This window comes from Burkholderia territorii (genome assembly GCF_902833055.1).
Taxonomy (GTDB): domain Bacteria; phylum Pseudomonadota; class Gammaproteobacteria; order Burkholderiales; family Burkholderiaceae; genus Burkholderia; species Burkholderia territorii.
Genome location: NZ_CADFEJ010000007.1, coordinates 186,275 through 200,596, shown reverse-complemented (window position 1 = coordinate 200,596; position 14,322 = coordinate 186,275). Strand labels below are relative to the sequence as shown.

General features: G+C 68.1%; 14 protein-coding genes. 11 read left to right on the top strand and 3 right to left on the bottom strand.

Translation table 11 applies throughout. From position 1 onward, the window contains the following. The first annotated feature begins 10 nt into the window (after positions 1 to 10). From HW466_RS15885 to pyrF, 8 genes are all read left to right on the top strand, one after another. Positions 11 to 688 carry a 2-dehydro-3-deoxy-6-phosphogalactonate aldolase gene (locus HW466_RS15885; RefSeq protein WP_060346735.1) on the top strand — a complete coding sequence of 226 codons (678 nt, stop codon included), beginning with the start codon at positions 11 to 13 and terminating at the stop codon, positions 686 to 688. After that, positions 688 to 1,467, top strand: coding sequence for an SDR family oxidoreductase (locus HW466_RS15880; protein ID WP_174905780.1), 780 nt, complete (start codon positions 688 to 690; stop codon positions 1,465 to 1,467). The genes HW466_RS15885 and HW466_RS15880 overlap by 1 nt, the downstream gene beginning before the upstream one ends. 102 nt (positions 1,468 to 1,569) lie before the next feature. Beyond that, entirely contained in the window at positions 1,570 to 2,565 is a 996-nt protein-coding gene (locus HW466_RS15875) for an arabinose ABC transporter substrate-binding protein (RefSeq protein ID WP_059506905.1), read from the top strand. A gap of 67 nt (positions 2,566 to 2,632) precedes the next feature. Beyond that, complete coding sequence (gene araG / locus HW466_RS15870; RefSeq protein WP_059546935.1) at positions 2,633 to 4,153, top strand: L-arabinose ABC transporter ATP-binding protein AraG; 1,521 nt, start codon at positions 2,633 to 2,635, stop codon at positions 4,151 to 4,153. An 80-nt stretch (positions 4,154 to 4,233) separates the two neighbouring features. Continuing rightward, the gene (gene araH, locus HW466_RS15865) at positions 4,234 to 5,250 is read left to right on the top strand and encodes an L-arabinose ABC transporter permease AraH (protein WP_059451943.1); all 1,017 of its coding nucleotides are present in this window, start codon (positions 4,234 to 4,236) and stop codon (positions 5,248 to 5,250) included. 23 nt (positions 5,251 to 5,273) lie between these two features. Then, positions 5,274 to 6,089 carry an SDR family NAD(P)-dependent oxidoreductase gene (locus tag HW466_RS15860; RefSeq protein ID WP_059451944.1) on the top strand — a complete coding sequence of 272 codons (816 nt, stop codon included), beginning with the start codon at positions 5,274 to 5,276 and terminating at the stop codon, positions 6,087 to 6,089. 64 nt (positions 6,090 to 6,153) lie between these two features. After that, the gene (locus HW466_RS15855; protein WP_059451945.1) at positions 6,154 to 7,218 is read left to right on the top strand and encodes an aldose 1-epimerase; all 1,065 of its coding nucleotides are present in this window, start codon (positions 6,154 to 6,156) and stop codon (positions 7,216 to 7,218) included. 39 nt (positions 7,219 to 7,257) lie between these two features. Beyond that, positions 7,258 to 8,085 (top strand): orotidine-5'-phosphate decarboxylase, encoded by an 828-nt coding sequence (pyrF, locus tag HW466_RS15850; protein ID WP_151006566.1) that lies wholly within the window; start codon positions 7,258 to 7,260, stop codon positions 8,083 to 8,085. Positions 8,086 to 8,282: 197 nt separating this feature from the next. Here pyrF and HW466_RS15845 read toward each other — a convergent pair whose 3' ends face one another. The 3 genes from HW466_RS15845 to thiL are packed head-to-tail and all read right to left on the bottom strand — an operon-like array spanning position 8,283 to position 10,381. Then, positions 8,283 to 8,783 carry a CinA family protein gene (locus HW466_RS15845; protein ID WP_059451947.1) on the bottom strand — a complete coding sequence of 167 codons (501 nt, stop codon included), beginning with the start codon at positions 8,781 to 8,783 and terminating at the stop codon, positions 8,283 to 8,285. Positions 8,784 to 8,814: 31 nt separating this feature from the next. Further along, the gene (locus HW466_RS15840; protein WP_059451948.1) at positions 8,815 to 9,357 is read right to left on the bottom strand and encodes a phosphatidylglycerophosphatase A family protein; all 543 of its coding nucleotides are present in this window, start codon (positions 9,355 to 9,357) and stop codon (positions 8,815 to 8,817) included. Then, on the bottom strand, positions 9,347 to 10,381 hold the full coding sequence (gene thiL / locus HW466_RS15835; protein WP_174905775.1) for a thiamine-phosphate kinase: 1,035 nt from the start codon (positions 10,379 to 10,381) through the stop codon (positions 9,347 to 9,349). The genes HW466_RS15840 and thiL overlap by 11 nt, the downstream gene beginning before the upstream one ends. Before the next feature lie 100 nt (positions 10,382 to 10,481). Between thiL and HW466_RS15830 the strand changes: the two genes are divergently transcribed. The 3 genes from HW466_RS15830 to HW466_RS15820 all read left to right on the top strand — a co-directional run bounded on the left by HW466_RS15830 (position 10,482) and on the right by HW466_RS15820 (position 14,216). Continuing rightward, entirely contained in the window at positions 10,482 to 12,824 is a 2,343-nt protein-coding gene (locus tag HW466_RS15830; RefSeq protein WP_275405505.1) for an NADP-dependent malic enzyme, read from the top strand. Between the two features lie 380 nt (positions 12,825 to 13,204). Beyond that, on the top strand, positions 13,205 to 13,636 hold the full coding sequence (locus HW466_RS15825) for a ribonuclease (protein WP_059451950.1): 432 nt from the start codon (positions 13,205 to 13,207) through the stop codon (positions 13,634 to 13,636). A gap of 16 nt (positions 13,637 to 13,652) precedes the next feature. Continuing rightward, a complete protein-coding gene (locus HW466_RS15820) occupies positions 13,653 to 14,216 on the top strand; it encodes a barstar family protein (protein WP_059452036.1) in 564 nt (187 codons plus the stop codon). Positions 14,217 to 14,322 lie beyond the last annotated feature (106 nt).

Below are 14,322 nucleotides of genomic sequence, written 5' to 3'. Positions count from 1 at the left end.
GGAATTGCCGATGTCGTCCGACCTTACGCTGCCCGCACCGTACACGCCGCACGCCGCGCTGATGCGCGCGTTCGACGCGTGTCCGCTGATCGCGATCATGCGCGGCATCACGCCCGGCGAAGCAGCCGAGCATGGCCTCGCATTGCACGAAGCGGGCTTCCGGATCGTCGAGGTGCCGCTCAACTCGCCCGAACCGTTCGCCAGCATCGCGGCGCTGCGTCGCGCGCTGCCCGACGACATGATCGTCGGCGCCGGCACCGTGCTGCGCGCCGAATTCGTCGACCGCGTGCGCGACGCCGGCGGCTCGCTGATCGTGATGCCGCACAGCGACGCGGCCGTGATCCGCCGCGCGCGCGAATGCGGGCTGGCCAGCGCGCCGGGCGTCGCGACGCCGACCGAGGCGTTCGCCGCGCTCGCGAACGGCGCCGACGTGTTGAAGATGTTCCCGGCCGAGCAGCTCGGCGTGTCCGTCGTGAAGGCGTGGCGCGCGGTGATCGACCGTGCGGTGCCGCTGATCCCGGTTGGCGGGATTTCCCCGGACAACATGCAGCCGTTCCTCGCGGCCGGCGCCAACGGCTTCGGGCTCGGCTCGGCGCTGTACCGGCCCGGCCAGTCGGCGGATGCGACGGCGGCGAACGCGCGCGCGTTCCAGGCCGGCTTGCGCGCGGCGCGCGGCGGAGCCGCATGATGGGCCGCCTCGCGGGCAAGGTCGCGTTGGTGACGGGCGCGGGCCGCGGCATCGGCGCGGCGATCGCGCGCGCGTTCGTGCGCGAAGGCGCGGCGGTTGCGCTCGTCGATCTCGACTTCCCGCAGGCGCAGCACACGGCCGCCGCGATCGCACACGAATGCGACGGCGCGCGCGTGCTGCCGCTGCAGGCGGACGTCGCGCGGCAGGAGTCGGTGCGCGACGCGCTCGCGCAGACCGAAGCCGCATTCGGCCCGCTCGACGTGCTCGTGAACAACGCGGGCATCAACGTGTTCGCCGATCCGCTGACGATGACGGACGACGACTGGCGGCGCTGCTTCGCGGTCGATCTCGACGGCGTGTGGCACGGCTGCCGCGCGGCGCTGCCGGGAATGGTCGAACGCGGCCGGGGCAGCATCGTGAACATCGCGTCGACGCATGCGTTCCGGATCATCCCGGGCTGTTTTCCGTATCCGGTCGCGAAGCACGGCGTGCTCGGCCTCACGCGGGCGCTCGGCATCGAATACGCGGCGCGCAACGTGCGCGTGAACGCGATCGCGCCGGGCTACATCGAGACGCAGCTCACGCGCGACTGGTGGGACGCGCAGCCCGACCCGGCCGCCGCGCGCGCCGAGACGCTCGAGCTGCAGCCGATGAAGCGGATCGGCAAGCCGGAGGAAGTCGCGATGACGGCCGTGTTCCTCGCGTCCGACGAGGCGCCGTTCATCAATGCCGCGTGCATCACCGTCGACGGCGGGCGCGCGGCGCTGTACCACGACTGACGCAACGATTCGAAAGACCGCACGTGCGACGGCCGCGCGCACGCTGCGTCGAAACCAACAAGCGGCTGCATTTCGTTCGATGAAGACTAGGAGACACTGGAGATGAAACGCAGAACCTTCGTAACGCTGGCCGCGGCGGCGGCAGTGGTGATCGGCAGCCCGGTCGCGCACGCGGCCGACCCGGTCAAGATCGGCTTCCTGGTGAAGCAGCCGGAAGAGCCGTGGTTCCAGGACGAATGGAAGTTCGCCGAGATCGCGGCGAAGAACAAGGGCTTCACGCTCGTGAAGATCGGCGCGCCGTCCGGCGAGAAGGTGATGAGCGCGATCGACAACCTGTCCGCGCAGAAGGCGCAGGGCTTCATCATCTGCACGCCCGACGTGAAGCTCGGGCCGGGCATCGTCGCGAAGGCGAAGTCGCACAACCTGAAGATGATGACGGTCGACGATCGCCTCGTCGACGGCGCGGGCAAGCCGATCGAGGCGGTGCCGCACATGGGCATCTCCGCGTACAACATCGGCAAGCAGGTCGGCGACGGGATCGCGGCCGAGATCAAGAAGCGCGGCTGGGACATGAAGGACGTCGGCGCGATCGACATCACCTACGAGCAGTTGCCGACCGCGCACGATCGCACGAGCGGCGCGACCGACGCGCTGGTGGCGGCCGGCTTCCCGAAGGCGAACGTGATCGCGGCGCCGCAGGCGAAGACCGACACCGAGAACGCGTTCAACGCGGCGAACATCGCGCTCACCAAGAACCCGCAGTTCAAGCACTGGGTCGCGTACGGCCTGAACGACGAGGCCGTGCTCGGCGCGGTGCGCGCGGCGGAAGGACGCGGCTTCAAGGCGGACAACATGATCGGCATCGGCATCGGCGGATCCGATTCGGCGCTCAACGAATTCAAGAAGCCGCAGCCGACGGGCTTCTACGGCACGGTGATCATCAGCCCGAAGCGCCACGGCGAGGAAACCTCGGACCTGATGTACGCATGGATCACGCAGGGCAAGGCACCGCCGCCCCTGACGCTGACGACGGGCATGCTCGCCACGCGCGACAACGTGTCGAAGGTGCGCGAGGAGATGGGGCTCGCATCGAAGTAAGCGGCCCGCCGGCCGCCGCGGCGATGCGGCGGCCGGCGATCGATGGAACTGCTAGTGGGGAGACGACGTGTCAGCGGCACTGCGTTTTGACAATATCGGCAAGGTATTTCCCGGCGTGCGCGCACTGGACGGCATCTCGTTCGACGTGCACGCGGGCGAGGTGCATGGCCTGATGGGCGAGAACGGCGCGGGCAAGTCGACGCTGCTGAAGATTCTCGGCGGCGAATACCAGCCCGATGCGGGCAGCGTGCTGGTCGACGGCCAGCCCGTGCATTTCTCGAGTGCGGCCGCGTCGATCGCGGCCGGCATTGCGGTGATTCACCAGGAATTGCAGTACGTGCCCGACCTGACGGTCGCGGAGAACCTGCTGCTCGGCCGCCTGCCGAATGCGCTCGGCTGGGTGAGAAAGGGCGAGGCGAAGCGTCACGTGCGCGAGCGGCTCGCCGCGATGGGCGTCGATCTCGATCCCGATGCGAAGCTCGGGCGGCTGTCGATCGCGCAGCGGCAGATGGTCGAGATCTGCAAGGCGCTGATGCGCAACGCGCGCGTGATCGCGCTCGACGAGCCGACGAGTTCGCTGTCGCACCGCGAGACCGAGGTGCTGTTCAAGCTCGTCGACGACCTGCGCGCGCAGGGCCGCGCGCTGATCTACATTTCGCACCGGATGGACGAGATCTACCGGCTGTGCGACGCGTGCACGATCTTCCGCGACGGTCGCAAGATCGCGTCGCACGAATCGCTCGCCGACGTGCCGCGCGAGCGGCTGGTCGCCGAGATGGTCGGGCGCGAGATCGCGGATATCTACCATTACGCGCCGCGTGCGCTCGGCGACGTGCGGTTTTCGGCCGAAGGCGTCGATGGCCCCGCATTGCGCGAGCCCGCGAGCTTCTCGGTGCGCGCGGGCGAGATCGTCGGCTTCTTCGGGCTGGTCGGTGCGGGCCGCAGCGAACTGATGCGGCTCGTGTACGGCGCGGACCGCCGGCGCGCGGGCGTGCTCACGCTCGACGGCAAGCGCATCGACGTGAAGCGCACCGGCGACGCGATCCGTCACGGCATCGTGCTGTGCCCGGAGGATCGCAAGGAGGAAGGGATCATCGCGATGGCGTCGGTCGCGGAGAACATCAACATCAGCTGCCGCCGTCATTCGCTGCGCGCGGGGCTGTTCATCGACCGCAAGACCGAGTCCGAAACGGCCGACCGCTTCATCCAGCGGCTGAAGATCAAGACGCCGAACCGGCGGCAGAAGATCCGCTTCCTGTCGGGCGGCAACCAGCAGAAGGCGATCCTGTCGCGCTGGCTCGCCGAGCCCGACCTGAAGGTCGTGATCCTCGACGAGCCGACGCGCGGCATCGACGTCGGCGCGAAGCACGAGATCTACGACGTGATCTACCGGCTTGCGGAGCGCGGCTGCGCGATCGTGATGGTGTCGTCGGAGCTGCCGGAAGTGCTCGGCGTGTCCGACCGCATCGTCGTGATGCGCGAAGGCCGCATCGCGGGCGAGCTGCCGCGCGAGCGGGCGAACGAACATGCGGTGCTGAGCCTCGCGCTGCCGCAGACGAGCGTTGTCGAGGCGGCTGACGCAGTTTGAGGTCGCCGCGTGCGACGCAGGACTTTCGAATCGATCGAGCGCGGCGCGGGCCGCGCGATGCAGGAGCAGGAGACACAATCATGCAAGTCAGGGAAAACCTCGCCAGCGCAGCCGTGAAGCCGTCGGCCGACGCGCTGGTTCCACAGCAGAGCGACCGCCAGAAGTGGTGGCAGCACCTCACCGAATACAGCCTGATCGCGATCTTCGCGGTGATGTTCGTGACGATGTCGCTGACGGTCGAGCACTTCTTCTCGATCGACAACATGCTGGGCCTCGCGCTGTCGATCTCGCAGATCGGGATGGTCGCGTGCACGATGATGTTCTGCCTGGCATCGCGCGACTTCGACCTGTCGATCGGCTCGACCGTCGCGTTCTCCGGCGTGTTGTGCGCGATGGTCCTGAACGCGACCGGCAACACGTTCGTCGCGATCGTCGCGGCGGTCGCGGCAGGTGCCGCGATCGGCTTCGTGAACGGCGCGGTGATCGCGTACCTGCGCATCAACGCGCTGATCACGACGCTCGCGACGATGGAAATCGTGCGCGGGCTCGGCTTCATCGTGTCGAAGGGGCAGGCGGTCGGCGTGTCGTCGGATACGTTCATCGCGCTCGGCGGGCTGTCGCTCTTCGGCGTGTCGCTGCCGATCTGGGTCACGCTCATGTGCTTCGTCGTGTTCGGCGTGTTGCTGAACCAGACCGTCTACGGCCGCAATACGCTCGCGATCGGCGGCAACCCGGAGGCGTCGCGCCTCGCGGGGATCAACGTCGAACGCACGCGCGTGTACATCTTCCTGATCCAGGGCGCGGTGACGGCGCTCGCGGGCGTGATCCTCGCGTCGCGCATCACGTCGGGCCAGCCGAACGCGGCGCAGGGCTTCGAGCTGAACGTGATCTCCGCGTGCGTGCTCGGCGGCGTGTCGCTGATGGGCGGCCGCGCGACGATCTCGGGCGTCGTGATCGGCGTGCTGATCATGGGCACCGTCGAGAACGTGATGAACCTGCTGAACATCGACGCGTTCTACCAGTACCTGGTGCGCGGCGCGATCCTGCTCGCGGCCGTGCTGCTCGACCAGCTGAAGAACCGCGGCGTACGCGACTGACCGAATACACGGAGACGATTCGCATGACCATCGAAACACCCGCGCCAGCGCAGCACGCCGCGAGCGACGCGCGTTATGCGCGCTACCCGAGTCTCGCGGATCGCGCGGTGCTGATCACGGGCGGGGCGACCGGCATCGGCGCGTCGTTCGTCGAGCATTTCGCGCGGCAGGGCGCACGCGTGGCGTTCGTCGATCTCGACGCGCACGCCGGCCACGCCCTCGCGGAAAGCCTCGCGCAGGCGCCGGACGTGCGCCACGCGCCGCTGTTCCTGCCGTGCGACCTCACCGACATCGGCGCGCTGCGCGGTGCGATCGACGCGATCCGCGCGCGCATCGGTGCGATCGCCGTGCTCGTGAACAACGCGGCGAACGACACGCGCCACGCGATCGCCGACGTGACGCCCGAATCGTTCGACGCGGGCATCGCGGTCAACCTGCGCCACCAGTTCTTCGCGGCGCAGGCGGTGATCGACGACATGAAGCAGCGCGGCGGCGGCGCGATCATCAATCTCGGCTCGATCAGCTGGATGCTGAAGAACGGCGGCTACCCCGTCTACGTGATGGCGAAGGCCGCGGTGCAGGGCCTCACGCGCGGGCTCGCGCGCGATCTCGGCCCGTTCGGCATCCGCGTGAATTCGCTGGTGCCCGGCTGGGTGATGACCGACAAGCAACGCAGGCTGTGGCTCGACGACGCCGGTCGCGCGTCGATCAAGGCCGGCCAGTGCATCGACGCCGAGTTGCTGCCCGAGGATCTCGCGCGCATGGCGCTGTTTCTCGCGGCCGACGACAGCCGGATGATCACCGCGCAGGACGTGGTGGTCGACGGCGGCTGGGCCTGATTGCCGGGGGCCGCGCTCGCGCGGCGCCCCGTATCGTTTCATCGACGAAGGAAAGGAGTCCATCATGACCGCCACGTCCTCGCGCGCATCGTCGTCGTCCACGAGCCAGTCGCGCCGCGCGCGGCTGGCTGCCGCCGCGCAGCCGGTCAGTGCGGGCCCGCAGACCGCCGCGTTCGCGCAGGGCGTCGGCGCCGCGCATGCGGCGGCCGTCACGCTGTCGAACGCGGCGCTGCGGCTCGACGTGCTGCCGCACCTGGGCGGCGGCATCGCGCGCTTCGACTGGCGCGGCGATCACGGCGCGCTCGTGCCGGTGTTCCGCCGCTGCGAGCATCCGGACACGGCGACGGATCCGAACGCGCTCGCGTGCTATCCGTTGCTGCCGTACTCGAACCGGATCGGCAACGGCCGCTTCGAACTCGACGGACGCCGCATCGTGGTGCCGCGCAACCGCCGCGACGAGCCGTTGCCGATTCATGGCGACGGCTGGCTCGCGCCGTGGCAGGTGGACGACGCGACCGACACGACGCTGCAGCTGTCGCTCGATCGCGCAAGCGGCGCGCCGTATGCGTTTCGCGCGATCCAGTCGTTCGCGCTCGACGACACGACGCTGTCGATCGCGTTGACGATCGAGAATACGGGGCGCGCGCGGTTGCCGTTCGGGCTGGGCCTGCATCCGTTCCTGGTGCGCGACGACGCGACCGAGCTGGCCGCGGCCGCGGGCGGCCTGTGGCTGTCGGGCGCGGATTTCCTGCCGGTGCGGCATGTGAGCGTGCCGCCGGCCTGGCAGTTTGGCGTCGCGTATCCGTTGCCGGCGACGCTCGTCAATCATGCATTTACCGGCTGGGGCGGCCACGCGACGGTGAGCTGGCCGCGCCGCGGGCTGTTGCTGACGATCGCGGCCGACGCCGACTCGTACGTGCTCTACACGCCGCCCGGCGAGCCTTTCTTCTGCTTCGAGCCGGTCGATCATCCGATCAATGCGGTGAACCTGCCGGGCGGCGCGGCCGCGCACGGGATGACGCTGCTCGCGCCCGGCGAGCGGCTCGCGCGGCGTTTCGCGTTCACCGTCGAGCGGTCCGATGCGCGCATCGACGCCGCCGCGCGCGAAGGGCGCCGGCGACGCGGGTAAAATACACGGTCTACCAACGGTTTGCCGCGAGTACCCGCCATGTCTTCCCCGCTTACTTTCATCGAATCGCTGCGCGCCGCGTGGCAGCGCACGAATTCGCTGCTGTGCGTCGGCCTCGATCCCGAGCCGTCGCGCTTTCCCGTGCAGCTCGACGGCCAGCCCGACGCGATCTTCGAGTTCTGCCGGCAGATCGTCGACGCGACCGCGCAATATGCGAGCGCGTTCAAGCCGCAGATCGCGTACTTCGCCGCGCATCGCGCGGAAGATCAGCTCGAGCGCCTGATCGCGCACATCCACCTCCAGCATCCGGGCCTGCCCGTGATCCTCGACGCGAAGCGCGGCGACATCGGCAGCACGGCCGAGCAGTACGCGCGCGAGGCGTTCGAACGCTATCGCGCGGACGCGGTCACCGTGAACCCGTACATGGGCTACGACTCGGTGGAGCCGTACTTCGAGCATGAAGGCAAGGGCGTGATCGTGCTGTGCCGCACGTCGAACCCGGGCGGCTCGGATCTGCAGTTCCTCGAAACGGGCGGGCGGCCGCTGTACCAGGTCGTCGCCGATCTCGCGGCGAACAAGTGGAACGCGAAGAACGGCCAGCTCGGCCTCGTGGTCGGCGCGACGTTCCCGAAGGAAATCGAGATCGTGCGCGGGATCGTCGGCGACATGCCGCTGCTGATTCCCGGCATCGGCGCGCAGGGCGGCGACGTGCAGGCGACCGTCAACGCGGGCCGCACCGCCGACGGCACGGGGATGATGATCAACTCGTCGCGCGCGATCCTGTACGCGAGCCGCGGCGAGGACTTCGCCGAAGCCGCGGCGCTCGCGGCGCAGAAGACGCGCGACACGATCAACGCGCATCGCTGAAATATCGCTGAAACACGGGCCGCCCGCTGGGGCGGCCTTTCCTCGCCGAGCCCGCATCCGCGGGCCGCGCGCCTGCTTCGCGTATTCGCCATCGGGCGCACGCGAACGATTCGGACAAGAACGGGACCGTCGGGAAGCCCGACGCGATCCGGCAAGCGGGCAGGGGCCGCGCTCGGCCCGTGCGCCGCGCCTGCCAATCAGCCTTCGCGCTCGTCGAGCAGCTTCAGCAGCCCGCGCAGCGCATGCGCGGCCGCCTGCGTGCGGATCTGTTCGCGATCGCCCCTGAACACGAGCGTCTCGACGTCGGTGTGTAGCCGGTTGCTCCAGGCAAACGAGACGGTGCCGACCGGCTTCTTCTCGCTGCCGCCCGCCGGTCCGGCGATGCCGGTGACGGACAACGCGACCTGCGCGCGGCTGTTGCGCAGCGCGCCTTCGGCCATCGCGCGCGCGACCGGCTCGCTGACGGCGCCGTGTTTCTCGATCAGGTCCGGCGGCACGCCGATCATCTCGCTCTTCGCCTGGTTCGAGTAGGTGACGAAGCCGCGCTCGAACCACTGGCTGCTGCCGGAGATGTCGGTGATCGCGGCGGCGATCATGCCGCCCGTGCAGGATTCGGCGGTGGCGAGCGACAGGTGCTCGTCACGCAGCTTGTTGCCTGCGCGGATCGCAAGCTGATGGACGACGGAATCGGTTGGCATGCGCGTCGGGAAACGGGAGTCGGGAAATCGGTCAGCCGACGACGGAGCGCCAGAGGGCGATCACGAGCAGCGTCATGAACGCGGCGATCAGGTCGTCGATCATGATGCCGAGCCCGCCTTTCACGCGACGGTCGAAATAGCGGATCGGCGGCGGCTTGAGCATGTCGAAGAAGCGGAACACGACGAACGCCCACAGCTGGCCGATGAAGGTCGCGGGCGTGACGAACAGCATCACGAGCCAGATCGCGACGATTTCGTCCCAGACGACGGCGCCCGGATCGGACGTGCCCATCTTCCGTGCGGTGAAACCGGTGATCCACGTGCCTGCCGCGAAGCCGACCGCGATCAGCGCCCACCATTCGGGCACCGTCAGGTAGCGGTTGAGCACCACGAACGTGAGCCAGCCGAACAGCGAACCGAACGTGCCGGGCATGAACGGCGCGAGCCCGCTGCCGAAGCCGAGCGACACGATGTGCGCCGGGTGCGACAGCATGAAGCGCGCGGTGGCGCGCTGCGGCACGTTGCGGGCGGCGCCGGGCGCGGCCGCGGATTGCGCGGGCGGGTCAGTCTGCATGGAAGTGGTCGAAGCCGTGCAACGTGAGAGTCAGGGGGGCGCCGGTGGCGTCGCGCCACGCGATCGCGGGCTGCTCGGACGGCGAGGACAACGCATGTATTGTACCGACTCGCGTGACGCGGACGCCGGCGCTCGCGCCCGCCGCGTCGATCGCCGCGCGGGCCGACGCCGGCGCGGTGAAACACAGTTCGTAGTCGTCGCCGCCGGCGAGCGTGCAGCGTCGCTGCACGTCGGGCGGCAGCGTCGCGAGCGCGGCCGAGCGCGGCACCGCGTCCGCGTCGATTTCGGCGCGCACGTTCGAGCGGGTCAGGATGTGCTGCAAGTCGCCGGCGAGGCCGTCGGAGATGTCGAGCGCCGCATGCGCGACGCCCGCGAGCGCCAGCCCGAGCGCGATGCGCGGCTCGGGACGCTCGAGCGCCTGCCGGAACGCGGCGGCTTCGTGCGCGCCGGCGGTCCATTCGCCGCGCGCGATTCCAAGCCCCGCGCGGGCGTCGCCGAGCGTGCCGGACACCCAGACGTCGTCGCCGTCACGCGCGGCATCGCGCCGTAGCGCCGCGTCCGGCGAGACTTCGCCGAACACGGTCACGCACAGGTTCAGCGGCCCGCTCGTCGTGTCGCCGCCGATCAGTTCGCAGTCGAACCGCTCGGCGAGCGCGAACAGCCCGTTGCTGAATGCCTCGAGCCACGCGGCGTCCGCGCGCGGCAGTGCGCACGCGAGCGTGAACGCGCGCGGCTCGGCGCCCATCGCCGCGACATCCGACAGATTCACCGCGAGCGTCTTGTGGCCGAGCGCGTCGGGCGCGACATCGGGGAAGAAATGGCGCCCCTCGACCAGCATGTCCGTCGAAATGGCCAGCAATTTTCCGGATCGAGGCGCGATCAGTGCGCAATCGTCACCGATGCCGAGCGTCGACGCACGCGCTCCGCGGGCCGCGCGGCGCGCGAAGAAGCGATCGATCAGCGAAAACTCGGACAAGGCGGCTGGCACGGCGGACGAACCCGGAAGCGGTGAAAGGAACGGCATTGTACGCAGCGAACGGTGCCGTTCCTGCACCGTTCAGTACATTTTTGTCGCGGCTGTTGCACCCGAATCGCCGGTCTGGCGGGCTTCGATTGGCGCTACAATGCCGTCGAACAGTTATTCTAATCCGCACGTCAAGAGACACATGTCGACTCAAGCCTCCTCCAAAGCCAAGCTCCGCGAAGCCGCTCTCGACTATCACGAGTTCCCCACGCCGGGGAAGATCGCGATTGCCCCGACCAAGCAGATGATCAACCAGCGTGACCTCGCGCTCGCGTATTCGCCGGGCGTCGCGTTTGCGTGCGAGGAGATCGTCGAGAACCCGCTGAACGCCGCGCGCTTCACGGCGCGCAGCAATCTGGTCGGCGTCGTCACGAACGGCACGGCGGTGCTCGGGCTCGGCAACATCGGCCCGCTCGCGTCGAAGCCGGTGATGGAAGGCAAGGCCGTATTGTTCAAGAAGTTCGCCGGCATCGACGTGTTCGACATCGAGCTGAACGAGTCGGATCCGCACAAGCTGGTCGACGTGATCGCCGCGCTGGAGCCGACCTTCGGCGGGATCAACCTGGAAGACATCAAGGCGCCGGACTGCTTCATCGTCGAGCGCGAAGCGCGCAAGCGGATGAAGATCCCGGTGTTCCACGACGACCAGCACGGCACCGCGATCGTCGTGGCCGCGGCCGTCACGAACGGCCTGAAGGTCGTCGGCAAGGACATCAAGAAGGTGAAGCTCGTCGCGTCCGGCGCGGGCGCGGCCGCGCTCGCGTGCCTGGACCTGCTGGTCGACATCGGCCTGCCGCTCGAGAACATCACGGTGACCGACCTGGCCGGCGTGGTCTACAAGGGCCGCACGGAGCTGATGGATCCGGACAAGGAGCGTTTTGCCCGCGAAACCGACGCCCGCACGCTGGCCGAGGTGATCGACGGCGCGGACATCTTCCTCGGCCTGTCGGCCGCCGGCGTGCTGAAGCCGGAAATGGTGAAGGGCATGGCCGAGCGCCCGCTGATCCTCGCGCTCGCGAACCCGACGCCCGAGATCCTGCCGGAAGCCGCGCTCGAAGTGCGCCCCGACGCGATTCTCGCGACCGGCCGCACCGACTATCCGAACCAGGTCAACAACGTCCTGTGCTTCCCGTTCATCTTCCGCGGCGCGCTCGACGTCGGCGCGACGACGATCACGCGTGAAATGGAGATTGCGGCCGTCAATGCGATCGCCGAACTCGCGCAGCAGGAGCAAAGCGACATCGTCGCGACCGCATACGGGATCCAGGACTTGTCGTTCGGGCCCGAATACCTGATTCCGAAGCCGTTCGACCCGCGCCTGATCGTCAAGATCGCGCCGGCCGTCGCGCAGGCTGCGATGGACGGCGGCGTCGCAACGCGCCCGATCGAGGACATGGAGGCGTATCGCGTGCACCTCCAGCAGTTCGTGTACCACAGCGGCACGACGATGAAGCCGATCTTCCAGCTCGCGCGCAGCGCGCCGGCCGAGAAGAAGCGTGTCGTGTTCGCGGAAGGCGAGGAAGAGCGCGTGCTGCGCGCCGTGCAGATCATCGTCGACGAGAAGCTCGCGAAGCCGATCCTGATCGGCCGTCCGTCGGTGATCGAGCATCGTATCCAGCGCTACGGCCTGCGCCTCACGCCCGGCACCGACTTCACGGTCGTCAACACCGAGCACGACGAGCGCTACCGCGACTTCTGGCAGACGTACCACAAGATGATGGCGCGCAAGGGCATCAGCGAGCAGCTGGCCCGCGTCGAGATGCGCCGCCGCACGACGCTGATCGGCTCGATGCTGGTGAAGAAGGGCGAAGCGGACGGGATGATCTGCGGCACGATCAGCACCACGCACCGCCACCTGCACTTCATCGACCAGGTGATCGGCAAGCGCCCGGGCTGCAGCGTGTACGCGGCGATGAACGGCCTCGTGCTGCCGGGCCGCCAGATCTTCCTGGTCGACACGCACGTGAACGTCGATCCGACCCCGGAGCAACTCGCCGAGATCACGATCATGGCCGCCGAAGAAGTGCGCCGCTTCGGCATCGAGCCGAAGGTCGCGCTGTTGTCGCACTCGAATTTCGGCACGAGCAACGCGCCGTCGGCGCAGAAGATGCGCGATACGCTCGCGATCCTGCAGGAACGTGCGCCCGAGCTGAAAGTCGACGGCGAAATGCACGGCGACGTCGCGCTCGACGCGGCGCTGCGCAAGGAAATCCTGCCGGAGTCGACGCTGGAAGGCGAAGCGAACCTGCTGATCCTGCCGAACATCGATGCCGCGAACATCGCGTACAACCTGCTGAAGACGGCCGCCGGCAACAACATCGCGATCGGACCGATCCTGCTGGGCGCGGCCCAGCCGGTGCATGTGCTGACCGAATCGGCGACCGTTCGCCGCATCGTCAACATGGCGGCGCTGCTGGTCGCCGACGTGAACGCCGCACGCTGAGCCGGCGCGAACCGCGCGGCAACGGTCGAAACCGGCGCCGCGCGGCGGGCGAAATTGTAAACAAAAGCAAAAAGAGGCGTGCCCGCAATGGGCACGCCGTCGGGCAGGGCGCAAACGCGCTTCCCGTAAGCAACAGCAGCATCTCTCCACCCAGGGCAGCGAGCGTGGCAAGGAGGCAGGGTCTTGCCACACGAGAGATGCCGCCGACATTTTATCCCATGTAAGCTAAATGTAGTCTATTTTCGGTAAAAAATGCGCGCTTCGGGGCGAAGCCAGCCTTTCGATTCCCAAACGAACATTGATTCGCGCGGACAATAGCGCTACGCTAACGCCTTTGGTTGGTCGTCAACTACTTGATTTAACAGCGGGAACCCTGGTTCATGGCACGCAAGTGGCTCCGCAACGGCGCGCTGGCGTCCGTCTTCGCGATGTTCGCGATGGGTATCGTCGGTACACCGACGGGCAGTCTGGTTTCCGCCGCTTACGCACGGCAGGCCGTTTCGGCCGACATGGCCGTCGGCGGGGTCGATACGATCCCGACCGCCCGTCTGCCGCGCGAGGCCGTGACCACGCTCGGCCTGATCGGCGCCGGTGGCCCCTATCCGTACGAGAAAGACGGCGTCGTCTTCGGCAACCGCGAGCGGATCCTGCCGAAGGCGAAGCGCGGCTACTACCACGAGTACACGGTGCCGACGCCGCGTGCACGCAATCGCGGCGCGCGCCGGATCGTCTGTGGCGGGCCATTGCGCCGGATCGACAACTGTTATTACACGGACGACCACTACAACAGTTTTAAACGTATTGTTGAATGACTTCGGGATGAACGGCATGAGCGACTCCATCTACGCGCACGATACGGCGGCGGCGGAACTGTTCGCGGCCGGCGACGGCAATCTGTTTCAGCGTGTGATGCAACTCCACGCGGCGGCACAGGCCGGCGGCGCGCCTGAGCAACAGGAAGCCGAGCCCGGGCTTTCATCGAACGAGGAGCCTATGAGCCTTTTCACGACCGTGCGACCCAATCTCGTGCAGTCGATCCGCGCGTTCCGCGTGCAGGATCTTGCCGACGAAGCCGGCCGGCTCGGCCAGCATTTCCTGTACGCATATTGCGGCGCCGCGCAGTCGAAGCAGGAAGTGATGGAGACGATCGCGACGTCGTTCCTGTTTCCGAAGCATTTCGGGAAGAACTACGATGCGCTGTACGATTGCCTGACCGACCTCGTCGCGAAGGCCGGCGCGCAGCCGGGTTTCGTGATCGTGCTCGAAGGGCTGCCGATCGCGCAGAAATTCGACAAGGAAGGGCGCGAGACGCTGCTCGACGTGTTCCGCGAAGCCGCCGAATTCTGGGCCGAGCGCAAGGTCGCGTTCCGCGTGTTCTATTCGTTCGCGTAAAGCGCGAATCTACCGGCCGCCAGAGTGCGGTCAGTCCGGCAAAAGGCCCGCCTTGCGCGGGCTTTTTTGCGTCCGTGCGCGCAGCCGGTTGCAATGCGCGAAGCGT